Source organism: Actinosynnema sp. NPDC053489, from assembly GCF_044544865.1.
Lineage (GTDB): Bacteria > Actinomycetota > Actinomycetes > Mycobacteriales > Pseudonocardiaceae > Actinosynnema.
Genome location: NZ_JBITXT010000007.1, coordinates 351,393 through 375,879, shown reverse-complemented (window position 1 = coordinate 375,879; position 24,487 = coordinate 351,393). Strand labels below are relative to the sequence as shown.

The 24,487-nt window shown below is 74.5% G+C and carries 26 protein-coding genes; 9 read left to right on the top strand and 17 right to left on the bottom strand.

Annotated elements, in window-relative coordinates; all coding sequences use genetic code 11:
* The gene (locus tag ACIGNX_RS18925; protein ID WP_396541686.1) at positions 1-396 is read right to left on the bottom strand and encodes a ChaB family protein; all 396 of its coding nucleotides are present in this window, start codon (positions 394-396) and stop codon (positions 1-3) included.
* Between the two features lie 61 nt (positions 397-457).
* On the opposite strand from ACIGNX_RS18925, the gene ACIGNX_RS18920 reads away from it, so the two are divergent.
* Entirely contained in the window at positions 458-1,858 is a 1,401-nt protein-coding gene (locus ACIGNX_RS18920) for an aldehyde dehydrogenase family protein (RefSeq protein WP_396541684.1), read from the top strand.
* On the opposite strand, the gene ACIGNX_RS18915 is transcribed toward ACIGNX_RS18920, so the two are convergent.
* Together ACIGNX_RS18915 and ACIGNX_RS18910 are read right to left on the bottom strand one after the other, a co-directional pair.
* The gene (locus ACIGNX_RS18915) at positions 1,816-2,418 is read right to left on the bottom strand and encodes a DNA-binding response regulator (protein ID WP_396541682.1); all 603 of its coding nucleotides are present in this window, start codon (positions 2,416-2,418) and stop codon (positions 1,816-1,818) included. The two genes, ACIGNX_RS18920 and ACIGNX_RS18915, sit on opposite strands and share 43 nt — an antisense overlap.
* Positions 2,415-3,557: a sensor histidine kinase gene (locus ACIGNX_RS18910; RefSeq protein WP_396541680.1), complete on the bottom strand. Its 1,143-nt coding sequence runs from the start codon at positions 3,555-3,557 to the stop codon at positions 2,415-2,417. The genes ACIGNX_RS18915 and ACIGNX_RS18910 overlap by 4 nt, the downstream gene beginning before the upstream one ends.
* Before the next feature lie 109 nt (positions 3,558-3,666).
* On the opposite strand from ACIGNX_RS18910, the gene ACIGNX_RS18905 reads away from it, so the two are divergent.
* Both ACIGNX_RS18905 and ACIGNX_RS18900 read left to right on the top strand, forming a co-directional pair.
* On the top strand, positions 3,667-4,581 hold the full coding sequence (locus ACIGNX_RS18905; protein ID WP_396541678.1) for an ABC transporter ATP-binding protein: 915 nt from the start codon (positions 3,667-3,669) through the stop codon (positions 4,579-4,581).
* Positions 4,578-5,282 (top strand): ABC transporter permease, encoded by a 705-nt coding sequence (locus tag ACIGNX_RS18900; protein WP_396541676.1) that lies wholly within the window; start codon positions 4,578-4,580, stop codon positions 5,280-5,282. Before ACIGNX_RS18905 ends, ACIGNX_RS18900 begins: the two co-directional genes overlap by 4 nt.
* Before the next feature lie 5 nt (positions 5,283-5,287).
* Here ACIGNX_RS18900 and ACIGNX_RS18895 read toward each other — a convergent pair whose 3' ends face one another.
* From ACIGNX_RS18895 to ACIGNX_RS18875, 5 genes are read right to left on the bottom strand one after another with little or no spacing between them, the layout of a single operon-like run.
* Positions 5,288-6,571, bottom strand: a complete 1,284-nt coding sequence (locus ACIGNX_RS18895) for a UDP-glucose dehydrogenase family protein (protein ID WP_396541674.1) — start codon at positions 6,569-6,571, stop codon at positions 5,288-5,290.
* Positions 6,529-7,419, bottom strand: a complete 891-nt coding sequence (locus ACIGNX_RS18890) for a glycosyltransferase family 9 protein (RefSeq protein ID WP_396541672.1) — start codon at positions 7,417-7,419, stop codon at positions 6,529-6,531. The genes ACIGNX_RS18895 and ACIGNX_RS18890 overlap by 43 nt, the downstream gene beginning before the upstream one ends.
* Positions 7,416-8,705 carry a glycosyltransferase family 2 protein gene (locus ACIGNX_RS18885; RefSeq protein ID WP_396541670.1) on the bottom strand — a complete coding sequence of 430 codons (1,290 nt, stop codon included), beginning with the start codon at positions 8,703-8,705 and terminating at the stop codon, positions 7,416-7,418. Before ACIGNX_RS18885 ends, ACIGNX_RS18890 begins: the two co-directional genes overlap by 4 nt.
* On the bottom strand, positions 8,702-10,324 hold the full coding sequence (locus ACIGNX_RS18880) for a carbamoyltransferase (RefSeq protein WP_396541668.1): 1,623 nt from the start codon (positions 10,322-10,324) through the stop codon (positions 8,702-8,704). Before ACIGNX_RS18880 ends, ACIGNX_RS18885 begins: the two co-directional genes overlap by 4 nt.
* 60 nt (positions 10,325-10,384) lie before the next feature.
* Positions 10,385-11,311 (bottom strand): NAD-dependent epimerase/dehydratase family protein, encoded by a 927-nt coding sequence (locus ACIGNX_RS18875; RefSeq protein WP_396541666.1) that lies wholly within the window; start codon positions 11,309-11,311, stop codon positions 10,385-10,387.
* A 60-nt stretch (positions 11,312-11,371) separates the two neighbouring features.
* Between ACIGNX_RS18875 and ACIGNX_RS18870 the strand changes: the two genes are divergently transcribed.
* Complete coding sequence (locus ACIGNX_RS18870) at positions 11,372-12,220, top strand: glycosyltransferase family 2 protein (protein ID WP_396541664.1); 849 nt, start codon at positions 11,372-11,374, stop codon at positions 12,218-12,220.
* 1 nt (position 12,221) lies between these two features.
* On the opposite strand, the gene ACIGNX_RS18865 is transcribed toward ACIGNX_RS18870, so the two are convergent.
* On the bottom strand, positions 12,222-12,722 hold the full coding sequence (locus ACIGNX_RS18865) for a winged helix-turn-helix domain-containing protein (RefSeq protein ID WP_396541662.1): 501 nt from the start codon (positions 12,720-12,722) through the stop codon (positions 12,222-12,224).
* Positions 12,723-12,796: 74 nt separating this feature from the next.
* On the opposite strand from ACIGNX_RS18865, the gene ACIGNX_RS18860 reads away from it, so the two are divergent.
* Positions 12,797-13,621 (top strand): aldo/keto reductase, encoded by an 825-nt coding sequence (locus ACIGNX_RS18860; RefSeq protein WP_396541660.1) that lies wholly within the window; start codon positions 12,797-12,799, stop codon positions 13,619-13,621.
* Positions 13,622-13,661: 40 nt separating this feature from the next.
* Here ACIGNX_RS18860 and ACIGNX_RS18855 read toward each other — a convergent pair whose 3' ends face one another.
* Positions 13,662-14,171 carry a DUF2087 domain-containing protein gene (locus tag ACIGNX_RS18855; RefSeq protein ID WP_396541658.1) on the bottom strand — a complete coding sequence of 170 codons (510 nt, stop codon included), beginning with the start codon at positions 14,169-14,171 and terminating at the stop codon, positions 13,662-13,664.
* Positions 14,172-14,233: 62 nt separating this feature from the next.
* On the opposite strand from ACIGNX_RS18855, the gene ACIGNX_RS18850 reads away from it, so the two are divergent.
* Positions 14,234-15,031, top strand: a complete 798-nt coding sequence (locus ACIGNX_RS18850) for a hypothetical protein (protein WP_396541656.1) — start codon at positions 14,234-14,236, stop codon at positions 15,029-15,031.
* 403 nt (positions 15,032-15,434) lie between these two features.
* Here the strand turns inward: ACIGNX_RS18850 and ACIGNX_RS18845 are convergent, their stop codons facing one another.
* From ACIGNX_RS18845 to ACIGNX_RS18830, 4 genes are all read right to left on the bottom strand, one after another.
* Positions 15,435-16,655, bottom strand: coding sequence for an ABC transporter substrate-binding protein (locus tag ACIGNX_RS18845; protein ID WP_396541654.1), 1,221 nt, complete (start codon positions 16,653-16,655; stop codon positions 15,435-15,437).
* Positions 16,656-16,731: 76 nt separating this feature from the next.
* Complete coding sequence (locus tag ACIGNX_RS18840; RefSeq protein WP_396541652.1) at positions 16,732-16,887, bottom strand: hypothetical protein; 156 nt, start codon at positions 16,885-16,887, stop codon at positions 16,732-16,734.
* Between the two features lie 352 nt (positions 16,888-17,239).
* Positions 17,240-19,558 carry a glycoside hydrolase family 65 protein gene (locus tag ACIGNX_RS18835; RefSeq protein ID WP_396541944.1) on the bottom strand — a complete coding sequence of 773 codons (2,319 nt, stop codon included), beginning with the start codon at positions 19,556-19,558 and terminating at the stop codon, positions 17,240-17,242.
* Between the two features lie 23 nt (positions 19,559-19,581).
* On the bottom strand, positions 19,582-20,298 hold the full coding sequence (locus ACIGNX_RS18830) for an HAD family hydrolase (RefSeq protein ID WP_396541650.1): 717 nt from the start codon (positions 20,296-20,298) through the stop codon (positions 19,582-19,584).
* 70 nt (positions 20,299-20,368) lie between these two features.
* On the opposite strand from ACIGNX_RS18830, the gene ACIGNX_RS18825 reads away from it, so the two are divergent.
* Entirely contained in the window at positions 20,369-21,676 is a 1,308-nt protein-coding gene (locus ACIGNX_RS18825) for an NAD(P)/FAD-dependent oxidoreductase (RefSeq protein WP_396541648.1), read from the top strand.
* Positions 21,677-21,698: 22 nt separating this feature from the next.
* Here ACIGNX_RS18825 and ACIGNX_RS18820 read toward each other — a convergent pair whose 3' ends face one another.
* Positions 21,699-22,019: a DUF3140 domain-containing protein gene (locus ACIGNX_RS18820; protein ID WP_396541646.1), complete on the bottom strand. Its 321-nt coding sequence runs from the start codon at positions 22,017-22,019 to the stop codon at positions 21,699-21,701.
* Between the two features lie 119 nt (positions 22,020-22,138).
* Here ACIGNX_RS18820 and ACIGNX_RS18815 point away from each other — a divergent pair, with 119 nt between their 5' ends.
* Positions 22,139-22,513, top strand: coding sequence for a hypothetical protein (locus ACIGNX_RS18815; protein WP_396541644.1), 375 nt, complete (start codon positions 22,139-22,141; stop codon positions 22,511-22,513).
* 73 nt (positions 22,514-22,586) lie between these two features.
* Here the strand turns inward: ACIGNX_RS18815 and ACIGNX_RS18810 are convergent, their stop codons facing one another.
* Both ACIGNX_RS18810 and ACIGNX_RS18805 read right to left on the bottom strand, forming a co-directional pair.
* The gene (locus tag ACIGNX_RS18810) at positions 22,587-23,192 is read right to left on the bottom strand and encodes an SRPBCC domain-containing protein (protein WP_396541642.1); all 606 of its coding nucleotides are present in this window, start codon (positions 23,190-23,192) and stop codon (positions 22,587-22,589) included.
* Positions 23,189-23,533, bottom strand: coding sequence for an ArsR/SmtB family transcription factor (locus tag ACIGNX_RS18805; protein ID WP_396541942.1), 345 nt, complete (start codon positions 23,531-23,533; stop codon positions 23,189-23,191). Before ACIGNX_RS18805 ends, ACIGNX_RS18810 begins: the two co-directional genes overlap by 4 nt.
* Before the next feature lie 116 nt (positions 23,534-23,649).
* Here ACIGNX_RS18805 and ACIGNX_RS18800 point away from each other — a divergent pair, with 116 nt between their 5' ends.
* Positions 23,650-24,297, top strand: a complete 648-nt coding sequence (locus ACIGNX_RS18800; RefSeq protein ID WP_396541640.1) for a hypothetical protein — start codon at positions 23,650-23,652, stop codon at positions 24,295-24,297.
* Positions 24,298-24,487: the final 190 nt, after the last annotated feature.

Below are 24,487 nucleotides of genomic sequence, written 5' to 3'. Positions count from 1 at the left end.
TCAGGACCGGGCCTTGGCGGTCTTGCGGTTGTTCGCCTTGCCGATCGCCTCGACGAGCTGCTGCTTGGTCATCGTGGACCGTCCGGGCACGTCCAGCTTCTTCGCCAGGTCGTAGAGGTGCTGCTTGCTGGCGTTCGCGTCCACGCCGCCGGCGGTCTTGCCGGGCTTCGGCGTGCTGCGCGCGGCCTGGGCGTCGGACGGGCCCTTCTTCGCCTTCGGCTCCCAGTGGTCGCCGACCTTCTCGAACGAGTGCTTCAACGCGGCGAACGCGGTCCGGTGCGACCGCTGGCCCTCGCCGTAGGTCTGCACGGCCGAGTCGTGCGCCTTGATCCACGTCCGCTGCGCCTTCTTCGACGAGCGGGCGATCGTGCTGGGCAACTCCTCACGTCCGGGCATGGCTGTCCTCCTCGGGGCTCCGCCTCGGGTTTCACCTCGGCGACCGGGGTACCCGGTGACCATGACGGACATGCGTGTCGATGCACTTGACGTCCACAGCCCCGTAGACGGTCAGCTGATCGCCCGACTCCCGACCGCCACGGACGAGGACGTGGCGGGGGCGGTGCTCACCGCGCGTGAGGCGCAACCCGGTTGGGCGGCAACGCCCGCGGCCGAACGGGGTGCCGCGCTGCGGGCCGCCGCGGCGGTGATCCGGGACTGCGCCGACGACCTGGCTTCCGTGCTGCGCTCGGAGACCGGTCGCCCGTTCGCGTCCGCACGGGACGGTGTGCTGGCCGGTGCGTCCACGTTGGAGCAGTACGCCGAGCTGGGCCCGGTCCACCGCGGCCGGTCGTTGCAGGGCTCGCACGACGCGGCCGACTTCATGGTCCCGCAGCCGCGCGGCGTGGTCGTCGCGCTCACCCCGTGGAACGACCCGGTCGCCGTGGCCTGCGGCCTGCTCGGCGCGGCGCTGGTGACCGGCAACGCCGTGGTGCACAAGCCGAGCGAGCGGTGCCCGCACACCGGCGCGCTGCTCGCGCAGCTTATGGTCGACCACTTCCCGCCGGGCGTGCTGCAGAGCCTCACCGGTGACGGCTCGGTCGGCGCGGCGCTGGCCGCGTCACCGCACGTGGACGTCGTCGCGCACGTCGGCGGCACGGCCACCGGCCGCTCGATCGCCGCCGCGTGCGCCCGGACCGGCGCGAAGGCGCTGCTGGAGAACGGCGGCAACGACCCGCTGCTGGTCGACGCCGACGTGGACCCGGTGTGGGCGGCCGAGCAGGCGGCGATCGGCGCGTTCACCAACGCGGGCCAGCTGTGCACGTCCGTGGAGCGGATCTTCGTGCACGAGGCGGTGGCCGAGGGGTTCCTGGAGGCGCTGTGCGAGCAGGCGCGCCGCTGGAACGCCGACCCGCAGCCGCTGGTGGACCTGCGGATGCGGCAGCACGTGCACGCGCACGTCGCCGAGGCGGTGGCCGACGGCGCGCGGCTGCTGGTCGGCGGCGAGGTGCCCGACCGCGAGGGCGCGTACTACCCGGCGACCGTGCTCGACCGCTGCACGCCCGACATGCGGGTGATGCGGGAGGAGACGTTCGGCCCGGTCGCGCCGGTGCGCGTGGTGGGGTCGTTCGAGCAGGGCCTGGCCGAGGCGTGCGTGGACGAGCACGGGCTGGCCGCGACGGTGCTCACCGGGTCGATGGCGCACGCGCAGCAGGCGTGGCGGGCGCTGCCGGTCGGCACGGTGAAGGTCAACGCCGTGTTCGGCGGGGCACCCGGCGGGGCGGCCCAGCCGCGGCGGAGTTCGGGCACCGGGTTCGGCTACGGCCCCGAGCTGCTGGACGAGATGACGACGGTGAAGGTCGTGCACCTCGGCCAGGCTCAGATCCAGCCCTCGTCCCAGGCGAGCCGGGCGGCCTCGTAGCGGGTCCGCACGCCGAGCTTCGTCATCGCCGACGACAGGTAGTTGCGCACGGTGCCGGTGGCGAGGTGGGCGTCGCGCGCGATGGCGGCCACGGTGCCGCCGCGCAGCGCGTGCCGCAGCACGTCCAGCTCCCGCGCGGTCAGCGGGCACGCGCCCTCGGTCAGCGCGGCGGCGGCGATCTCGGAGTCCACGTAGCGGCTGCCGGCGTGCACGTCCCGCAGGATCGAGGCGAGCCGGGCGGCCGGCGTCGTCTTGGGCACGAACCCGCGCACGCCCGCGCTCAACGCCCGCCGCAGCACACCGGGCCGGGCGTGCCGGGTCACGATCACCACGGCGACGCCGGGCAAGCCGCGCACCGCCTCGGCCGCGAGCACCCCGTCCAGGCCCGGCATCTCCAGGTCGAACACCGCGATGTCGGGCCGGTGCGCCCGGACGGCCGCGACCGCCGCGGCACCGTCGCCGACCTGCGCGACCACCGAGACGTCGTCCTCCAGTTCGAGCAGCGCCGCCAGGGCGCCCCGGATCAGGTCCTCGTCGTCGGCCAGCACCACGCGGATCACCGGCCCACCCCGGCCCTGCCGACCAGCTCGAACCCCTCGCCGCCGGTCGGGCCGACCTCGACGCGCCCGCCGACGGTGGCGAACCGCTCGCGCAACCCGGCCAGCCCGGCCCCGACCGGGTCCGCCGCGGGGCGCGCCACCCCGCTCGGCACGCCGTCGTTGCGCAGCCGCACGCACACCTGGCCGTCGAGCACGTCGACCAGCACCGCGCAGCGCCGGGCCCGGCTGTGCCGCAGCACGTTCGTCGTCCCCTCGCGCACCAGCGCGCCGAACAGCGGCTGCAACGGCGGCGGCACGCGAGCCGCGTCGCCCTCCACCGTCGTCTCGATGCCCGCGGCCCGCAGCACGCCCACCGCGTTCGCGATCTCCGTGCCCAGGCTCGCCCGCCGGTAGCCCTGCACCACCTCGCGGGTCTCCCGCAGCGCCGTCCGCGCCAGCTCGGCCACCTCGCCCGCGTGCCGCCGGGCCAGCTCGTCGTCCCGGCCGATCAACCGCTGCGCCAGCTCGCCCTTCAACGCGATCGCCTGCAGGTGGTGGCCCTGGATGTCGTGCAGGTCGGCGGCGAACCGCAGCCGCTCCTCGGCCACGGCCAGCGCCTCGGCGGTCTCGCGGCCGCGCTCCTGGCGCACCGCCAGGTCCCAGATCCACAGCTGGGCGAGGTCGGCGCACACGAGCACCGCGACCATGGACCCGGCCATCACCATCGCCGACGTCGCCTGGTCGCCGCCGAACAGCCCGCCCACCGCCACGGACGCCACCGCCATCACGACGACCACGGGCCGGCGGGTGCGCGCGGGCAGCACCGCGCCGACGTGCGCGACCACCAGGGCGGGCAGCATGGCCCAGACGGGCAGGAAGCCGTCCTCGCCGGCCGTCGCCGCCCACGCCGCCAGCGCCACCGCGAACGTCCCCGCGTGCTCCCAGTGCCGCCGCTCGCCCCGGCCGAGCCCGTCCATCGCCTGCCGCAGGTACCGGGTGTGCTGGACGACCACCAGCGCCACGGCCGTCGCCAGCGCCAGCGCCCGCGGCAGGGCGTAGCGCTGGGCGACCAGGTCGGTCACCGTGCCGAGGGCGACCATCACACCGCCGGCCGCGACCGTCCACCAGGTGTAGCGGCGGAGCCGGTTGAGGGGAGTCACGAGGTCGAATCTACGAGCCGGATCACACCCCTGTCTGCTGACATCTGTCACGAGGACCGGTGCGCGCCGGCACTGGGGCGGCCCGCGCGGGCGGCGGAGCATGGTCGCCATGGCGGAGACAGTGATCGACGTGGTGGACCTCAGGTGCCGCTACGGGGACTTCGAGGCCGTGCGAGGGGTCGACTTCGACGTCCGGCGGGGCGAGCTGTTCGCGCTCCTGGGCACCAACGGCGCGGGCAAGACCACGACCATGGAGGCGGTGGAGGGGCTGCGCGCCCCGTTCGGCGGCACCGTGCGGGTGCTGGGGCTCGACCCGTTCCGGGACCGGGCGGCGCTGCGGCCCCGCACCGGGATCGTGCTCCAGGACAGCGGCTTCCCCGCCGACCTGACCGCGGGCGAGCTGGCCGGCCTGTGGGGCGTCGCGAGCGGTCGCCGCGCCACCGGGGACGTGCTGGCGCGGCTGGACCTGGCGCACCGGCGCGACGTGCGGGTCAAGCAGCTGTCCGGCGGCGAGCGGCGGCGGCTCGACCTGGCCCTGGCCGTGCTCGGGCACCCGGAGGTGCTGTTCCTGGACGAGCCGACGACCGGGCTGGACCCCGAGTCGCGGCAGCGCACGTGGGAGGTGGTGCGCGGGCTGCTGGCCGAGGGCACGACCGTCGTGCTGACCACGCACTACCTGGAGGAGGCGGAGGCGCTGGCGCACCGGCTGGCGATCCTGCACGAGGGGCTGGTGGCGGTGTCCGGCGCGCTGGTCGACGTGCTCGCCGCCCAGCCCGCGCGCATCGGGTTCGACCTGCCCGCCCGGCTGGACGTGACCGAGCTGCCGATGCTGTCCGGCGACGTGGTGCACCACCCGACCGGGCGGGTGGAGGTGCGCACCGCCGAGTTGCAGGACGACCTGGCGGTGCTGCTGGCGTGGGCGGCGCGGGAGGGGCTGCGGCTGGGCCGGTTCCGCGCGCACCACGCGTCGCTGGAGGACGTGTTCCACAACGCCCGCAGGGGCGGGGAGGTGGTGGCGGCGTGATCGTCGCACTGGGCTTCGCCGAGCTGAAGCTGTTGCTGCGCAACCGGACCGCGGCCGCGCTGGCGGTGCTGATGCCGCTGGCCGCCGGGCTGTGGTTCGCGTTCGGGATGGGCGGCGAGCGGACCGGGTGGACCGTGGTCGTCACGCTGCAACTGCTGTTCTCGTTCGGGTTCACGGTGTACGTGACCGTGACGACCGCGCTGACCGCGCGCCGGCAGGACCTCTACCTCAAGCGACTGCGCACCGGCGCCGCGTCGGACGTGGTGCTGGTGACGGGGCTCCTGCTGCCGGTCGTGCTGCTGGGGCTCGCGCAGGCGCTGGTGCTGCTGGGCGTCACCGCGGCGGCGGGCGCGCCGCTGCCCGACCGGCCGGGTGCGCTGCTCCTGGCGGTGGTCGGCGGGATGGTGCTCGCCTGCGCGGCGGGCGTGGCCACGAGCGGGGTCACCGGCACGGCGGAGCTGGCCCAGATCACCACCGCGCCGTTCTTCCTCGCCCTGGTCGTCGGCGGGGTGCTCGGGTCGGCCGGCCCGGTCGACCCGCCGGTGTTCCTGCTGCCCGGCACGGGGCTGGGCACGCTGGCGGGCGCGGCGTGGGGCGGCCCGACCGACCAGGTGGGCACGGCCGCGCTGGCGGTGGCCCTGTGGTGCGTCGTGGCCACCGCCCTGGCCGTGCGCTTCTTCCGCTGGGACCCGCGCGGGTAGCGCGGTCACCGCGCCGGCGTCGGCCGCCCCAGCGACACCAGGTGGAAGCCCGCCTCGGACACCTTCTCGACCGGCAGCAGGTTGCGCGTGTCCACGATCACCGGGCGGGCCATGGCGGTGGCGAGGTTCGGCCAGTCCAGCTCCGCGAACTCCGGCCACTCGGTCAGCACCACCAGGCCGTCCGCGCCCCGCGCGGCGGCCTCGGCCGAGCCGACCACCCGCACCAGGCCGCAGTCCGCGGTGACGCACGGGTCGTAGCCGGTCAGCCGCGCGCCCTCCTCCGCCAGCAGCGCGGCCACCGCCAGGGCGGGGGAGTCGCGCAGGTCGTCGGTGCCCGCCTTGAACGTCAGCCCCAGCAACCCGAGCGGGACGCCGGCCAGCTCGCCGCCCACCGCCTCGCGCACCAGCCGGACCACCCGGCGTGCCTGGTGGCCGTTCGTGCCGATCGTGGCGCGCAGCAGCGGGAAGTCCACGTGCGCGTCCTCCGCCGTGGACAGCAGCGCCCTGGTGTCCTTGGGGAAGCAGGAGCCGCCCCAGCCGGGCCCGGGCTCCAGGAAGGCCGACCCGATCCGGTCGTCCAGCCGCATGCCCTCGGTCACGTCGCCGATGTCCGCGCCGACCTGCTCGCACAGCTCGGCCAGGCTGTTGACGTAGGACAGCTTCATCGCCAGGAAGCAGTTGCTGGCGTACTTCACCAGCTCGGCGCTGGCGCTGGTGGTGACCAGCGCGGGCGCGCCCGTGCCCGCGTACAGGGCGACGACCCGCCGTGCCGCCTCCTCGGCCCGCGCGCCGACCACGACCCGCTGCGGGCGCAGGAAGTCGTCGACCGCGTGGCCCTCGCGCAGGAACTCCGGGTTGGACACCACCTGCACGTCCGACCGGTCCAGCAGGCGCGACACGCGCTCCGTCGTCCCGGCGGGCACGGTCGACTTGATCACGACCACGCAGCCCGGCGACACCGCGTCGCGGGCCTCCCGCAGCACCGCGTGCACCGCCGCGAGGTCGGCCGCGCCGTCCTGCCCGGTGGGCGTCGGCACGCACAGGAACACGAACTCCACGTCGGCGAGGGCCTCCGCGTTGCCGAGCACGAACCGCAACCGCCCCTCGCGCAGGCCCTCGGCGACCAGCTCGGCCAGGCCGGGCTCGTGCGCGCCGATCTCGGCCCGGCCCAGCGCCGCGACCCGGGCCTCGTCCACGTCCGCGCACACCACCGTGTGCCCGAGGCGGGCGAAGCAGGCCGCCGTGGTCAACCCGACATAGCCCGCGCCGATGACGCCGATCCTGGCCACGGTCCACCTCCCAGTAGCGATCGCGCGGCGCCCAGCACCTCGTCCGCGGTGATGTCGAGCAGGCCCGGGTCGGGCCGGTCGGCGAACGTGTCACCGGTCGTGCCGTGCCAGAGCGCCCGGTGCGGCCCGGACCGCGGTCCCCACTCCTCGGGGGAGACCGGCCCGAACAGGACCACGGACGGCGTGCGGTAGGCGGTGGCGACGTGCGCCACGCCCGTGTCGCCGCAGACGACGAGCCGGGCGCCGGCGACGAGGTCCAACAGCCCGCCCAGGTCGCCCATCCGGGTGCGGCCGTGGGCGACCCGGCGCACCAGGGGTTCCTCGGCGGGGCTGCCGGTGACCACCACGTCCGGGCCCAGCGCCCGCGCCACGGCCGCGAACCGCTCGGCCGGCCACCGCCGCGCGCCGTGGCTCGCGCCGGGGTGCACGACGATGTGCTCGTGCCGCGGCAGGGGCGGCAGGTGCAGGTCGTCGGGGTCGCACGGGATGCCGAACTGGGCCAGGAGCCGGCACCACCGCAGCACCTCGTGCTGGTGGGCGGGCCAGGGCACGTGGACGCCGTGCGTGATCAGCCGGGCCGGGCGGGTGGCGCGGAGGAGCTCGGTGCTCTGCGGCCCGCGCCCGTGCAGGTTGACCGCGAGGTCGGGGGAGGCGTAGTCGAGGGGCACGAGCCCTTCGGTGGGCAGGAGGTGGTCGACGGCGTCGATCCGGTCCACCGCGTCGGCGAGCCAGGCGGGCGCGGCGAGGGTGATCTCGGCTCGGGGGAACGCGCGCCGCAGGCCGCGCAACGCGGGCACGGCCGTCAGCAGGTCCCCGAGCCCGAGCGCCCGCAGCACGAGCACCCTCATGACCCCACCGCCCCGGTCCCGCCGGCCTCGCGCGCACCACCGGCACCCCGGCCACCGCCCGCCGAGCCCGACCGCTTCGGGCCGCGTGTCGCGGTGTCGGACCCGCCTGACCGCTTCGAGTCGCGTGTCGCGGTGTCGGACCCGCCGGCCGCCTTCGAGCCGCGCGTTGCGCCGTCGGACCCGCCTGACCGCTTCCAGCCGCGCGTTGCGCCGTCGGACCCGCCGGCCGCCTTCGAACCGCGTGCCCGAGCGTTGCCCGACGCCTTCGAGCCGCGCGCCGCACCGGGCCCGCCGGCCGCCGCGCGACCCGCTCGACCACTCGCCGCCGACCCCGCCACCGGCACCTTCCGGTGCCGGACCTCACCGGCCAGGCGGTGGGCGCAGGCGGCCGGTGGGATCGCGATGCTGGTCACCACCATCTTCGCCACCTCCTCCGCCGTGCGCGGCCCCGGCACGATCCGCCGCACGGCGAACCAGCCGGTCAACCCGGCCCACGCACCGCCGAAGGCCAACGCCGCCCGGCGCCACCCGAGCAGTCCACAGAGGACGGCCAACCCGCCGGCCGCGGTGGTGGCCACGTGCCACGGCAGCCGACCCGGCGCACCACCCATCAGCTCCCGCCACCGCGGCCCCAGCAGCCGCCGCACCAGGGCGTCGTCGGCGTTCCCGCGCTGCTGCTTCAGGCTCGCGAAGAACCCCGCCTCCCGCACCGGGTGCGTGGTCACGCGGTCGCCGTTGACGATCCGGTACCCGCGCGCCTGCACCCGCAGCGCCAGCTCGGCGTCCTCCCGGTACGCCCGCGGGAAGCGCTCGTCGAAACCGCCGGCGTGCACGAGCGCCGCCCGCCGGTACGCCATGTCGGCGGTGATCCACCGGGCGTCGGCCAACCCCGCCGTGCCGCGCTCCCAGTCGGTCGGCCTGCGGTCGCGCGGCAGCGGCACGACGATCCGCGCCTGCGACGCGCCCACCTCCAACCCCAGCCGGGCCAGGTCCTCGGTCAGCCGCAGCTTCCAGTCGTGCGGCGGCACGACGTCGTCGTCCAGGAACGCCACCCACTCGCAGCACGCGGCACGCCACCCGGCGTTGCGCGCGGCGGCCGGGCCGCGACCGCCGGAGCGCAGCACGCGCGCCGAGTGCGTCGGCGGCAGCGGGCCGGGCTCGGGCCGGTCGTCCACCACGATCACCTCGCGCGGCGGCGGGCCGACGCCGTGCTCCAGCGCGTCGAGCACCACGCGCAGGCTGTCGCGGCCGACGGTGGGGATCACCACGGCGTAGTCGACGCTCACGACCGCGCCCGCCGCACCACGAACCGGCCGATCGCCAGCAGGTCCACCGGCGCCGAGCCGAAGCACTCCAGCGCGTCGCGCGGGTCGTCCACCATCGGCCGACCGGCGGTGTTCAGGCTCGTGTTCACCACGACGGGCACGCCGGTGCGCCGGTCGAACTCGCTGATCACCCGCGCCATCAGCGGTTCGCCGGCCGGGTCGACGGTCTGCACCCGCGCGGTGCCGTCGACGTGCACGACCGCGGGGATGCGGTCGCGCCACTCCGGCCGCACGTCGTGCACGAACAGCATGTAGGGGCTGGGCAGCGGCCCGCGCTCGAACAGCTCGGCGGCGCGGTCGGCCAGCACCATCGGCGCGATCGGCCGGAACTGCTCACGCCCCTTGACGTTGTTGAGCCGCTCCAGGTTCTCCGCCCGGCCGGGGTGCGCGAGCAGCGACCGGCGGCCCAGCGCCCGGGGACCGTACTCGCTGCGGCCCTGGAACCAGGCCACCACCTGGTCGTCGGCCAACGCCTCGGCCACCGCGACGGCCACGTCCTCCGGCTCCTCGTAGGCGACCTTGGCGTCGCGCAGGTAGTCCTCGATCTGCGCGTCGGTCCACGACCGGCCCAGGTCCGCTCCCGGGATCGCGGCGGCGGGCTCGCCCGCGTCGGCCACCACCTGCAGCGCCGCGCCGAGCGCGGTGCCCGCGTCACCGGCGGCCGGCTGCACCCACACCTCCTCGAACGGCCCCTCGGCGAAGATCCGCGTGTTCGCCACGCAGTTCAGCGCCACGCCGCCCGCCATGGTCAGCCGCTTCTGCCCGGTGCGCTCGTGCAGCCACCGCACCAGGTCCAGCAGGACCTCCTCGACGCGGACCTGCACGCTGGCCGCCAGCTCGGCATGCTCCCGCGTCACCTCGTCGTCCGGGCCGCGGCGCTTGGCCAGCGTCGCCCAGTCCAGCGGCGTGATGTGGAACCCGCCGTCCTCGGTCGCGCGGACGTGCTCGCGCAGCAGGTCCAGGTGCTTGGGCTCGGCGTAGGAGGCCAGCGCCATGACCTTGTACTCGTCGCTGGAGCGCAGGAAGCCCAGGTGCTCGGTCAGGTCCTCGTAGAACAGCCCGAGCGAGTGCGGCAGGTGCTGCGCGGCCAGCGTCTCCAGCCGGTGGCCGCGGTAGCTGCCCGCCAGGTGCGAGCGGCACTCGCCGCGGCCGTCGTTGACCAGCACGGCGCAGTCGCCACCGAACGGCGCGGCCAGGCCGGTGGACGCGGCGTGCGCCACGTGGTGCGGCACGAACCGCACGATCGCCGGGTCCAGCCCCGGCAGCGCGGTGGCCAGGAAGTAGGGGGCGCGCCGGGCGTACTCGGTGCGCAGGTCCTCCCACGGCACGTCGTTCGGCTCGACGAGGTCCGGGTCGTAGGAGTACGCCACCGCGTCCAGGTCGGCCGGGGTCAGGCCCGCGTGCTCCAGGCACCAGCGGGCGGCCTGCTCCGGCTGCTCCCAGGCCGAGAACGGCACCGGTCGCTTGCCGTGCTTGCGCCGGGAGAAGCGCTCCTCCTCGGCGGCGGCCACCACCTCGCCGTCCACCACGAGGGCGGCGGCGGGGTCGTGGAAGACCGCGTTGATACCGAGCACGCGCACGGCTTGCCCCTTTCGCTTCGACTCCTGTGTGGACCGTTCCTCGGGCGCGACGTCGATCGACTACCCGACGGGTTGCCGGTCAAACGACCGCCGCAGCCCCTCGTCCAGCCCGATCTCGGGCTGCCAGCCCAGCACCTCGCGCGCCAGCGAGATGTCCGGGCGGCGGCGGCGCGGGTCGTCGGTCATCGCCTCGACGTGCTCGATCCCGGACGTGCTGCCGGTCAGCTCGATCACCTTCCGGGCGACCTCCAGCACGGTGACCTCCTCCGGGTTGCCGAGGTTGATCGGCCCGGGGTGGTCGCTCCCGGCCATCGCCAGCAGGCCGCGCACCAGGTCGTCCACGTGGCACAGCGACCGGGTCTGCGCGCCGTCGCCGTGCACGGTCAGCGGCTCGCCCGCGCGGGCCTGCCGCACGAACGTCGGGATCATCCGCCCGTCGTCCGGGCGCATCCGCGCGCCGTAGGTGTTGAAGATCCGCACGATGCCCGTGTCGACGCCGTGCTCGCCGCGGAACGCGCAGGTCATGGCCTCGCCGAAGCGCTTGGCCTCGTCGTAGACGCTGCGCGGCCCGATCGGGTTGACGTTGCCCCAGTACGTCTCGCGCTGCGGGTGCTCCAACGGGTCGCCGTACACCTCGCTGGTGGAGGCGATCACGATCCGCGCGCCCTTGCGCCGCGCCAGCTCCAGCGCGTGCAGCGTGCCAAACCCGCCGATCCGCAACGTGTCCACGGGCGTACGCAGGTAGTCCACCGGCGAGGCCGGGCACGCCAGGTGCAGCACCAGGTCCACGTCGCCGAGCAGGTCGAGCGGCTTGGTCACGTCCTCGACCACCACGCCCAGCCGCGGGTCGTCCGGCAGGTTGTCCGCCGACCCCGTGCGGAAGTCGTCCACGCAGACCACCCGCGTGCCGCGCTTGAGCAGCGCTTCGCACACGTGCGAGCCGAGGAACCCGGCACCACCCGTCACCACCGCGCGTTCGAATCCCATGACCTGGGCCTACCCGTGGATCCGAGGAGTAACCACCACTTCTCGGGGTAGTACTCGCTCGTGCCAGACACGACCGTGGTGATCGCGACGCGTGACCGCGCCGACGACCTCGTGCGCACGCTCACCCGCCTGCGGGAGCTGGACGTGCCGATCATCGTGGTGGACAACGGCTCGTCCGACGACACGGTCCGGCGGGTGCGGGACGGGTTCGAGCGGGTCGAGGTGCTGGCGCTGGGCCGCAACGAGGGCGCTCTGGCGCGCAACCACGGCGTGCGGCACGCGAGCACGCCCTACGTGGCGTTCAGCGACGACGACTCGTGGTGGGCGGTCGACGCGCTGCCGCGGGTCGAGGAGCTGTTCGCCCGGCACCCCCGGTTGGGGTTGGTCGCGGCGCGCACGATCGTGGAGCCGCACGGCGCGCTGGACCCGGTGTGCGCGGAGATGGCCCGCTCGGCGCTGGGCCGCGACGACGACCTGCCCGGGCCGTCGGTGCTGGGCTTCGTGTGCTGCGGTGCGGTCGTGCGGCGGTCGGCGTTCCTGGAGGTCGGCGGGTTCCACCCGGTGCTGTTCTGGCCCGGCGAGGAGCGGATCTTCTCCTGGGACCTGGCCGCGGCCGGCTGGGCGTGCTGCTACGTGGACGACGTGGTGGCGCACCACCAGCCGTCGCCGTCCCGGCCGCCGTCGGCGTGGCGGCGGCGCGTGGAGATGCGCAACGACCTGCTGACCACGTGGCTGCGCCGCCGGGCCCGCGTGGTGCTCGGGGAGACGTTCGCGCTGGCCAGGAGGGCGGTGCGGGACCGGGACGCGGGCGCGGCGCTGGTCGCGGCGGCCCGCAGGCTGCCCGCCGTCGTGCGGCACCGGCGGTCGCTGCCCGCCGACGTGGAGCGGCGGATCGCGCTGATCGGCTGACTCAGCCCGCGGACGCGTCGCGCTCCACGACGACCTCGCCCGCGTGGTCGAGCCGGTAGCCGACGCCGCGCACCGTCGTGATGAACGAGGCGGCGTCGCCCAGCTTGTGCCGGATGCGCCGCACGTGCACGTCCACCGTCCGGGTGTCGACGACCGTCTTCGTGCGCCACACGCTGGCCATCAGCGAGGTCCGCCGGTGCACCCGGTGGGGGTTCGCGCACAGGTGCAGCAGCAGGTCGAACTCCAGCCTGGTCAGCTCCACCGGCACGCCCCGCCGCAGCACGCGGCGCGAGTCGACCAGGATGCGCAGCTCGGGCTCCGACCGGGTGACCGGCAGGTCGACCACCACGTCCGCGCCGGGCAGGTCCAGCGCCGAGCGCAGCGCCGCGGCCAGCCGCCCCGCGGTGTCCGCCGCCCGCGTGCCGGGTGCGGACACGCGGATGACGACCGTCACCTCGACGTCCGTCCCGTCGGTGTCGGTCACCTCGCGCAATGCGGTCACAGGGGAATCGGACCAGTGAGGTGTGGCGGGCGTCAACGCCTCCCACCACGTGGGAGGCGTTGACAACGGGCATCATGAAGAGCATGAACACCATCACCCTGAACAACGGCGTCACCATGCCGCAGCTCGGATTCGGCGTGTTCCAGGTGTCCACTGAGGACACCTACGACGCGGTGACCGAGGCGTTGCGGGTCGGCTACCGCAGCATCGACACGGCCACCGCCTACCGCAACGAGGAGCCGGTCGGCCGGGCGGTCGCCGACTCGCCGGTGCCGCGCGACGAGGTCTTCGTGACGACCAAGCTGTGGAACTCCGACCAGGGCTACGACGAGGCGCTGCGCGCGTTCGACGCCAGCGCCGGGCGCCTCGGCCTCGACCGGGTCGACCTGTACCTGGTGCACTGGCCCGCGCCGAAGCAGGACCGGTACGTCGACAGCTGGCGCGCGCTGGGCAAGCTGTACGCCGACGGCCGGGTGCGGGCCATCGGCGTGTCCAACTTCCAGCCCGCCCACCTGGAGCGGATCGTGGAGGCCACCGGCGAGGTGCCCGCGGTGAACCAGGTCGAGCTGCACCCGCGGCTCCAGCAGGCCGAGCTGCGCGCGTTCCACGCCCGGCACGGCATCGCGACCGAGGCGTGGAGCCCCCTGGCGCAGGGCGCGCTGCTGTCCGAACAGGTCATCACGGACATCGCGGACAAGCACGGCCGCACGCCCGCGCAGGTCGTGCTGCGCTGGCACCTCCAGCTCGGCAACGTCGTCATCCCCAAGTCGGTGACGCCCAGCCGGATCGCGGAGAACTTCGCGCTGTTCGACTTCGAGCTGGACGCCGACGACATGGGCCGCATCGAGGGGCTCGACCGGGGCGAGCGCACCGGCCCGGACCCCGACGCGTTCGGCTGAACCGGCGGGACGACCCGACCACCGGACGAGCGGACGGCCGCTAGACGCTCACCGGGCCGCCGGTGCGCCAGTACTCGCCGGCGTCCCGGCTGAGCAGGCCTTCGTCCACGAGGTACCGGCGCACGGTCACGTGGTCGACCTCACCGCCCTCGCACCACCGCTTCAGCACCTCCACCACGTCCCGCTCGGGGTACCTTCTACCCGGCTCGAACGCGGTGCTCACCTGTTCGAGCACCGCGCGCCTGCGTCCGCGCTGCGCGGGGAGCTTCACCAGCCGCCCGTCCCGCACGAACGGGTCCTCCGGGACCCGGTTCGCCTGTTCGACCCGGGTCGCCTCCTTGAACAGCTCCTCGCGCAGCCGCAGGCCGGACCCGTCGGTCACGACGAGCCCCGCCGAGCGCAGCCGGCGCAAGGAGTTCTCGACCCGGCGAACGTCCAACCCGGTCGCCTCGACGATGTCCGCACTCGTGCGGGCACCCAGGACCAACGCGGCCGCCACGCGCAACCGCTCGGGTTCGGCCAGCAGTCCGATCAGTGAATCAGGGGTCACGCTTCGAGCTAACCGAAGCCGGCGGTCTGGTGCACGCCCAATTCGGGCGGACCTTAATAGCCGTGCCCACTGATCACCTCTTCCCCCTGGCATCGGTCGAGCCGGTTTTCGGCATGCCGATCGAGAACGCCCGCAAGTTCCAGCAGGTGGCCGCCGAGCAGGACCTCGTCATCGACGTGCGGGCGACGAACCCGCACGCGGTGGCGTGGTTGCGCGCGGGCGCGCTGCCCAAACCCGAGGCGGTGAAGGCCAAGACCATCGACGACCTGGACGTGCGGCTCGGCGCGGACCGCCGCCACCTCGGCCTGGTCGGCTACTTCCGGCCCGAGTTACCGCGCTCCGACCTGCACGACCGCCTGCTGCGCCGGTACGACCAGCGGCGCGTCGAGTTCACCGCGCTGCGCGAGAAGATGGACCGCTTCGAGCGGCGCGGCGAGTACGTGGTGCGGGACGGCGTGGTTCACGGGTTCGACCGGGACGGGAGGCTGCGCCCCCTCACGGGTGACCACGACGTGTTCGACATCCACGCCTCGGGCGGCGCGCACCTGAGCCGCCGCCGCTACGACCGGGCGGTGGCCACCATGATGTCGATGGACATGGGCGTCACCCACGGCGCCCACATGTACTGGCGGCCCACCACCAAGTCCGACCTCGCGATGTTCGAGTCGATCGCCCGCAGCGGCGACGCCAAGCTGCGCTTCCACCCCGACGGCGCGCTGACCGCGGGCGACTACCGCCGCTTGAACGCGGGCACCAGCGCGATGACCGCGCCGGCCAGGGCGGCCCGCCCGTATGCCAGGGTCTCCCACGTGGGCAGGCCCAGGACGCCGGTCTCGTCCGCGTCGCTGATGAACAGCTGACCGTAGAGCAGCAGCAGGAGGACGCCGTAGAAGCGCGCGTGCCGGTGCCGCCACGCGAGCACGACGCCCGCCAGGCCCGTGCACACGTACAGCGTGTGGGTCGGGCCCTGGCCCATGGGCAGGAACGGGACGGAGGCGGAGAGGAGCTGGAGCAGGCCGACCACGAGCGCGAGCGCCTGGGCCCGGCTGAAGGACCGGGTGCCGGCTTCGGCACCCGGCCGGGTCTTCTTCCCGGTACGCCTTTCGCTCATCGCCGTCACGTTCCGCATGGCAGCGGGTTACCCTGGCCCGTCAGGCTCATCCTCGACCCCCGCCGGCTCACCTCTACGGGTCACATCGTCCAACACGGTCCGGCGTTACCGCTGATCAGCGGGCCGCAGCAGGTCGGTGGCCCGCCCCGCGATCACCGCAGCAGCGGGTCGATCTCCGCCGCGGCCTCGGCAATCGCCTGATCGGGTGGGCGTTCGCCGGTGAGCACCCGCGTGACCATCGCGGCGAGGGCGCGGGAGACCTCCGGGTATCGCGCGCCGTAGGCCGCGGGGGAGCGCGCCGACCGCAGCCGTGCGGTGAACCCCGGCACGTTCGGGTCCCACCGCCAGGGCAGGGCGTCCACGGTGTCGGTGCGGTTGGGCAGCGCGCCGAGCCCGCCGCCGAACTCGGTGGCGTTGTCCGGGTGCTCGGCCAGCCAGGTCAGCACCTCCCACGCCCGGTCGACGCGGGCGTCGCGCCCGACCACCCACGCCTGGCCGCCGAGCGGGGTCGCCCCGCCGGTCGCGCCGTCGGGCAGCGGTGCCACCGCCCAGTCCAGCCCGGCCTGGTTCAGCTCGGGGGCGGCGGCCGGACCGGTGACCACCATCGCGCAGCGGCCCTCCGCGAAGCGCCGCCGCGCGTCGGCGTCGGTCCAGCCCAGCGCCTCCGCCGGGACGCTGCGGTCGGCGCGCACCAGGCCGTCGAGCCGGTCCAGGGCGTCGCGCGTCGCCGGGCCGCGCAGGTCGGCGAGGTCGCCACCCGCCTGCCACAGCAGCGGGAGGAACGTGGTGGTGAGGTCGTCGCCCTTGCCGCCGAAGCACAGGCCGGACCGGTCGGCCGAGGTCAGCGCCTTCGCCGCGGCCCGCACCCCGTCCCACGTCGTCGGCGGTCCGGCCAGGCCGGCGGCGGTGAAGTGGTCGCGGTTGTAGACCAGCGCGGTCGTGGTGGTGCGCAGCGGCACGCCGCGCACGCGACCCGCCGCCGTGACGCTGTCGCGCACCGGCGGCAGGAACCGCTCGCCGACGTCCCAGCGGTCGAAGCGGTCCGTGAGGTCGGCCAGCGCGCCGCCCGCGGCCAGCCCCGGCAGGTCGGTGGTGTCGACCGCGGCGATGTCGGGGAACGCGCCCGACGCGGACGCCTCGGCGAGCTTGGCGCGGAGGTCGTCGGCGGACAGCGACGTGCGCTCGATCCGCACGTCGGGGTGCTCCTGCCGGTACCGGGTGAGGAGGCTGTCCACGGCCTGGTCGGCCATGGGGGAGTGGTCGAAGTGGTCCCACCAGGTCAGGGTCACCGGATCAGGGGCCTCGGTCCGCTCCGCGGTGCACGCTCCGACGGCGAACAGGGTCGCCGCCAGGAGCAGTGCTCGTCCACGCATTCCGCTCCACCCTTCGGGGTAGGCGACCTTTACGGGCTGTGCCCGTCCTACTCCGCCGCGCGACGCGGTGTCAAGATCAGAGGTGGTCCAGACCTTCGGGGGGCGGGGGTGCGGCGGCACCGGTGGTGGCGGGAACGGGGACCCGGTCGTCGGCCGGCTCGCCGGGCTCGGGCGTCGTGAGGTCGGCGAGGTAGGTGGCCGCCAACTCGTCGTAGATCGGTGTTGAGCTCACGTCCCGGCATCCTGTCCGGCCGCGGCCCCCGGCGCTGCCCCTCTCACCCCTGTGGGTTACCTGACAGCGGTCCGGACCCGCACTCCTGCGGACGACCCGGTTCGCGCTGGTCAGGTGTCGTGGTGGAGTCGCCGCAGCGGAGGGGGCGGCGACACCGCGGCGAAGTGGTGGGTTGAACGCCGGTAACAGGGGTACCCGTCGCTGCGATGAGGGCTTAGGCGGCCACCGCCCCCCAACTGGCCGCCTGACAAGTCCCGGCCGGACTCCCCTCCCCCCAAGAGTCCGGCCGGGCACCTCATCCCCATCCCTTGCCACACCGGCGTTCCGCGGTACCCGGAACGGGTGTGAACGATCAGCGGATCGGCGGCACCCGCCGGGCCGGCGAGCGGTGGTACGGCTGGCTCAGCGGCGGCGGTTCCGGCGCGTCCGGTGTGGACATCGTCACCGGCTCGCCGGGCGCGACCACGATCGGCTCGCCGTGGTGGCTCGTGCGCAGCGCCTCGCCGGCCACGATCCGGTAGGTGACCGAGCCGCCTTCGACCTCCACCGCCAACCGCGTGCGGCGGAACGACATCCGGAAGGCCATCCGGGACAACCCCGGCGGCAGCCGCGGCGCGAACGCCAGCTCCCCGTCGTGGTCGCGCATGCCGCCGAACCCGGCCACCAGCGCGACCCACGCGCCCGCCAGCGACGCCATGTGCAGTCCGTTGTGGACGTTGCGGTGCAGGTCGTGCAGGTCGGTGAACGCCGCCTCGGCCAGGTAGTCGTAGGCCAGCGCCAGCGCGCCGACCTCCGCCGCCAGCACCGCCTGCGTGCCCGCCGACAGCGACGAGTCCCGCACCGTCCGCGCCTCGTAGTAGGCGAAGTTGCGGGCCTTCTGCTCCGGGCTGAACGCGTCACCCCGCACGTGCATCGCCAGCACCAGGTCGGCCTGCTTGACCACCTGCTTGCGGTAGAGGTCGAAGTACGGCCGGTTGAGCAGCAGCGGGTACTCGTCGGGGTCGGTGCCCTCGAAGTCCCACTCCGCGTGCGAGGTGAACCCCTCGTTCTGCTGGTGCACTTCGAGCAGGTCGTCGAACGGGATCAGCATCCCGTCGGCGGCCCGCCGCCAGTCCCGCACCTCCCGCGGGGTCACCTCCAGCCGCTCGGCCACGTCCGGGTGCCGCTCGCAGACGTCCGCCGCGCCCTGCAGGTTCCGCTGCGCGATGAGGTTGGTGTAGACGTTGTTGTCCACCACGGCCGAGTACTCGTCGGGCCCGGTCACGCCGTCGATGCGGAACCCGCCGTGCTGGTCGTGGTGCCCCAGCGAGGTCCACAGCCGGGCGGTCTCCACCAGGATCTCCGCGCCGCACTCCCGCTCGAACACCCGGTCCTCGGTCGCGTTGACGTACTGGAGCACGGCGTGCGAGACGTCGCCGTTGACGTGGAACGCGGCCGTGCTCGCGGGCCAGTACGCCGAGCACTCCGCGCCGCTGATCGACCGCCACGGGAACGCCGCGCCGCGCTGGCCCAGCACCTCGGCGCGCTCCCGCGCCTTGGGCAGCGTGGAGTGCCGCCACCGCAGCGCGTCCCGCGCCGCCTCCGGCACGGTGTAGGCCAGCACGGGCAGCACGAACATCTCGGTGTCCCAGAACGCGTGCCCGTCGTACCCCGGCCCGGTCAGCCCCTTGCCCGGGATCGCGCGCGTCTCACCGCGCACCGCGGCCTGCATGATGTGGAACAGCGCGAACCGCAGCGCCTGCTGCAACTCGTCGTCGCCGTGCAGCTCGATGTCGGCGGCCTCCCAGAAGTCGTCCAGGAACCGCCGCTGCTCGGCCAGCAGGCCCGTCCAGCCGGTCTGCCGCGCGCCCGCCAGCGCCGCCTCGACCTGCGCCCGCAGCGCCGGCACCGACCGCTGCGCCGACCACCCGTAACCGAGGTACTTCACCAGCCGCAGCTTCCCGCCCGCCGGCACGTCCACGGCGGCGGTGAAGCGGGCCAGGTCGCCCTCGGCGCGGATCTCCGTGCGCACGCCGTCCCGGACCTCCAGCTCGTGGTCCATCGCGGCGGCCATCCGCAGCCCGGAGTTGCGCGCGTGGTGCGCCAGCACCGCCCGGTAGTCCTCGGCGTGCGCGAAGTCCGCCACCAGCGGGTCGTTCAGCGCCGCCGCGACCCGCGGGTCGTCGCCCTCGTTCTCGACCGGCTCGTTGGCCAGCAGGTCGGACTGCACGACGAGCTGCACGCCCTCGCTCGGCTCGACCTCGTAGAGGATCGCCGCGACCGCGCGCTGGGTCAGCGACACCAGCCGCTCGGTCCGCACGGTCACCCGGCGGCCGGTCGGGGACTCCCACTCGGTGCAGCGGCGCAGCGTGCCGGTGCGGAAGTCCAGCTCCCGCTGGTGCACGTGGGCGCGGCCGTAGCGCATGTCCAGCGGCTCGTCCTCGACCAGCAGCCGGATCACCTTGCCGTCGGTGACGTTGACGATCGTCTGACCCGCCTCGGGGTAGCCGTAGCCGCCCTCGCCGTACGGCAGCGCGTGCTCCTCGTAGAACCCGTTGAGGTAGGTGCCGGGCAGGCCGCGCGGCTCGCCCTCGTCCAGCGTGCCGCGCATGCCGATGTGCCCGTTGGACAGCGCGAACACCGATTCGGTCCGGCGCAGCTGGTCCACGGCGAGGCCGTCCCAGCGCACCATCCAGGGGTGGACCTCCCAACCGCTCACAGCAGCTCCGCCAGGTCCTCGACCACGACGTCCGCGCCGTGCGCCAGCAGCGCCTCCCGCTGACCGGTCCGGTCCACGCCCACGACGTGCCCGAACCCGCCCGCGCGGCCGGCCCGCACGCCCGCGAGCGCGTCCTCGAACACCGCGGCGTGCTCCGGGCGCACCCCGAGCTGCCGCGCGCCCGCCAGGAACGAGTCGGGCGCGGGCTTGCCCTTGAGCCCGTCGCGGAGGATCACCACCCCGTCCACCAGGGTCCGCACGAACGGGCTCAGCCCTGCGGCGTCGAGCACCTTGCGAGCGTTGGCCGACGACGTCACCACGCCGATGCCCAGCCCCTCGTCCTCGACCGCGCGCAGGTACGGCACGGTGCCCGCGTACGGCGTCACCCCCTCGTGCCGGATGATCGCCTCCAGCAGGTCGTTCTTGCGGTTGCCGACGCCGTGCACGGTGTCGGCCTCGGGCGGGTCGTCCGGCGTGCCCTCGGGCAGCGTGATGCCGCGCGAGGCCAGGAACTCCCGCACGCCGTCGTACCGGGGACGGCCGTCCACGTACCCGAGGTAATCCGATTCGGCGAACGGCGGCTCGCCGCGCGGGCGCAGGAAGTCGTCGAACGTGCGCCGCCACGCCCGGCGGTGCAGCACGGCGGTGCTGGTCAGCACGCCGTCGAGGTCGAAGAGGCAGGCGGTGATCGCATCCGGCAGTCCCAGGGCCATGGTCGTTGTCTACCCCTTCTCGGTCCGGGGTACCCGCTGGCGAACGGGACATCGGCGGAGGGATCCGGACATGGGCAAGCCGCGCGTGCTGGTCGTCGGAACGGGCTTCGCGGGCTACCACTGCCTGCGCACGCTGGAACGCGTGCTGCCCGCCGACGCGGCCGAGTTGGTGGCGGTCAACCCCACCGACTACATGCTCTACGTCCCGCTGCTGCCCGAGGTCGCGGGTGGTTCGCTCGACCCGCGCCGGGTGGCCGTGCCGCTGCGGACCAAGCTGCCGCGCACGCGCCTGGTGCAGGCGCACGCGACGGGGATCGACCTGGCCGCCCGCACGTGCACCGCGGTGGACGTCGAGGGCCGGGAGCAGGTGCTGGAGTGGGACCGGCTGGTGCTGACGGCGGGTTCGGTCACCCGGATGATGTCGATCCCGGGCGTCGCCGAGCACGCGTTCGGCTTCAAGTCCGTCGCCGAGGCGGTGTTCCTGCGCGACCACGTGCTGCGGCAGGTGGAGCTGGCCGAGCAGGCGACGGACCCGGCGGAGCGGGCGGCGCGCGCCACGTTCGTCGTGGTCGGCGCGGGCTACACCGGCACCGAGCTGGTGGCGCAGGGCCTCCAGCTGACCCGCTCGGCGCTGCGCGGCCGCACCGGCCTGACGGAGTCCGAGGTCAAGTGGGTGCTGGTCGACATGGCACCGCGCGTGCTGCCCGGCCTGGACGAGCGGCTGTCCGGTCCGGCGGCCCGGGTGCTGCGGCAGCGGGGCGTCGACGTGCGGCTGGAGACCAGCGTGAAGGAGGTCACCGAGCACTGCGCGCGGCTGACCGACGGCAGCGAGATCCCCACCCGCACGCTGGTGTGGTGCGTGGGCGTGCAGCCCGACCCGCTGGTGGAGGCGGTCGCGCTCACCACCGTCAAGGGCCGCGTGGCGGTCGACCCGACGCTGGCCGTGCCGACGCACCCGCACGTGTTCGCGGCCGGTGACGTGGCGGCCGTGCCGGACGTGTTCAACGACGGCAAGCCGACCCCGATGACCGCCCAGCACGCCCAGCGCCAGGGCAAGCTCGCCGGTCGCAACGTCGCCGCGTCCCTCGGCCACGGCGAGGTGGGCACCTACCGGCACCGCGACCTCGGGTTCGTGGTCGACCTGGCCGGCCCGCAGGCGGTGGCCAACCCGCTGCACGTGCCGCTGACCGGGCTGCCCGCGAAGGCGGTCGCCCGGGGCTACCACCTGCTCGCGATGCCGGGCAACCGGCTGCGGGTGGCCGTCGACTGGCTCACCGACCTGCTCGCGCGCCGCCAGGTCGTCCAGTTCGGCCTGGTCCCCGAGGCGGGCGTGCGGCTGGGCGACGTGGAGAGGGCGGCCGCCGCCCGCCGGGGGTGAGGCGCCGGGGGTGAGGCGGGGCTCAGGCAGGCTTGAGCGGGTCGTGGCCGATGGACATGAGCCGGTGCCGCCAGTGCGCCTCGCCGGCGGTCGGCTCCAGGTCGTCGCGCCGCTGCTCGTGCACGCGCTCCACGACCTTGCGCATCACCCGGACGTCCTCGGTGGTCAGGTCCGTGCGCCGCTTGCGCAGCACCCTCAGCACCTCCTGACCGGTCAGCGTGCCCGCCTGGTCGGGCACCGTCTCGCTGTCCTCGTCCGCCGAGCGGGTGCGCAGCCACTCCTCGAGCTCGTGCGAGGTCATGTTCACCACTCGGTGGAACTCGTCCCACAAGGTGTCGGTCATGGGGAAGAGGTTTTCCGCTGCGCTCGGGTACGAAACGGCACCGCCCCCGAGCAGGGCTTTTGCCGAACCCGAACACGCGCCGCACGTGCCGCGCACGCGGACGGGCGATCGTGGTCGTCATGAACACCTGGATCCGCCTCGCGGTCGTCACGACCGCCGCGCTCGGCCTCGCGTCGACCGGCGTCGCGTCCGCGCAGGACTACGCGCCGATCACGATCGGCCCCGAGAAGGTCAAGCAGCTGTGCGAGCAGCGCGTGCCGAAGGTCGAGGACCGCATCGGCCGCCTCACCACCCGGTTCACCGGCGGGCCCGAGGTCGTCGGGTCGACCGCCTGGCTGCGCGCCAAGGCCCAGCAGGCGCGCGACAAAGGGGACACCGCCCGGGCCGACCGGTTGGACGGGCGGGCCGAGCGGCGTGACGGGCGGTTGGCGAAGCTCGGCGACGCCCAGCGGAGGGTGGACGAGTTCCGGGCCGCGCACTGCGGCGTGAAGTGACCGGAGCCCGCGCGTCAGGGGCGTGAAGCAGCCGCGGTCCCGCGTCGGCGGCGTGGGGACCGCGGCTGCCGAGTCAGGTCAGGTCCGGCGCGTACTGCGCCTTCGCCGTCGTGACGGCCGCTTCCAGGTCTGCCGCGGTGGCGCTGCCGGAGGCCAGGACCGCCGCCGCCCACGCGTCGATGGACCCCAGGTTGAACTCCTGGACCTCCCGCGTGCCGGCGGCGGCGACCGGGTCGCCGACGTCCTCGCCCGCCAGGTGCAGGGCCAGGCCGAGCAGCGCCCCGTCCCAGCCGGGCCCCACGTACAGGGCGCCCGCGCCGCTGCGCGCCATCTCCTTGGGCACCGTGTGCTCCAGCTCGACCGCGGTGCGCTCGCCGTCCTCGGTGAGGCGCAGCTCGACGACGCTGGTCTCGCCGCCGAACGTGACCCGCAGCAGCTTCGGCGGCTCGCAGGTCAGGATGTCGCCGCCCGCGTTGCCCTCCAGCTGGAAGTTCCCGCCCTCGCGCAGGTCGCCGGTCACCGGCAGGAACCAGCGCCGCAGCCGGTCGGGGTCGGTCACCGCGTCCCACACGTCCGCCGCGTCCGCGTCGTAGGTGCGGCGCAGCAGCACGGCGACGGTGTCGTCCCCGTCCTCCACCCGGCGGTGGATGGCCTTGAGCTGCTCGGCGATGTCGATCACTGCTGTTCCTCCCTGAGTCGCCTCTCGCGCTTGCCGCGCGCGAGTTCGGTGGCCAGCGCGTCGAGGTGCCCGCCCCAGAACCGGCGGAACCGGTCGAGCCACTCGTCCACCTCGCGCAGGCCCTGGTCGTCCACCGCGTAGAGGCGTCGGGCGCCCTCCGCGCGGACGCGGGCGAAGCCGTTCTCGCGCAGCACCCGCAGGTGCTGGGAGACGGCCGGTTGCGAGATGCCGAACTCCCGGCGGACCACCTCCGTGACCGCCCCGGAGGTCTGCTCGCCGTCGGCGAGCAGCTCCAGGATGCGGCGACGGACCGGATCGCCGAGGACGTCGAACGCATGCACGACCAGCATCTTTAAGCATGAGCTTATATAAGTCAAATCTAAGACTCGGGAATTGTCGGTGGTCGGTGGCACTATCTCGAACGGATGTTCGGTACGCGTTCGAAGGGAGCCATGCGATGCGTGTTCGACTCGATCCCCGTCAGTGGCCCGGCCGTGTCATCCCCGAGACCGACGCCGAGATCGACACGGCGGTCGAGGCGTTCTGCCTCCGCGCGAGCTGGCCCGATGCCCACCGCGCCGGGGTGCGCCGGGTCGTCGAGCCCTGGTTCGCCGAGGGGTGGAGCGTCGATGCCCTGCTCGCGGCGGTCGACCGCAGGCCCGACGGCACGAGGCAGGGCAGCCCGAGGAGCCGCGACCAGGTGGCGCACGACTTCCTCCGTGCGCGGCTGCGGTCGTGGTGGCAGGGGGGCGCGCGGCGTGCGCGCCCCCCGGTGGCGGGCATGACGCTGGGTGCCTGGTGGCGGGTCAACCGCCGCAACGCGCGGTTGACGGAGCCGCGCCCCCGGCGGCCGCTGGGCACGGCGGGCACGTTGGCGCGGGAGCAGTCGCGGGAGCGGGTGCGGGCCCGGCTGAAGGACCCGGTGGAGCGGGCGCGCGAGCTGGCGCGGCGGCGGCAGGAGGTGCTGGACGGGCTGCTGGTGCCCGGGCAGAAGGTGCCGACGTTCGACGACAGCCGGAAACTGCTGGCCGACGTGCGGCTGCCGGCGCACCCGGTGTGCAGCCGGTGCGGGTGCAGGCAGGGGGTGCTGCCGAAGGCCGCTTGACGCGTCCTTAGTCTGTGGATCCCGACACGGTGAATTCGGCCGACGGGTCGTGTGCTTTCGGGTCGAACCGGTGACGTGGCGTCGTGATCGCGGGTGGCAACGCCCGAGATGCGCTGCCCGCTACCCGCGGCCGGGCGCGGCCTGTCGCGACGCACCCGTCGACGTCCTGTTCCGCAAGCTGTGGCCGTAG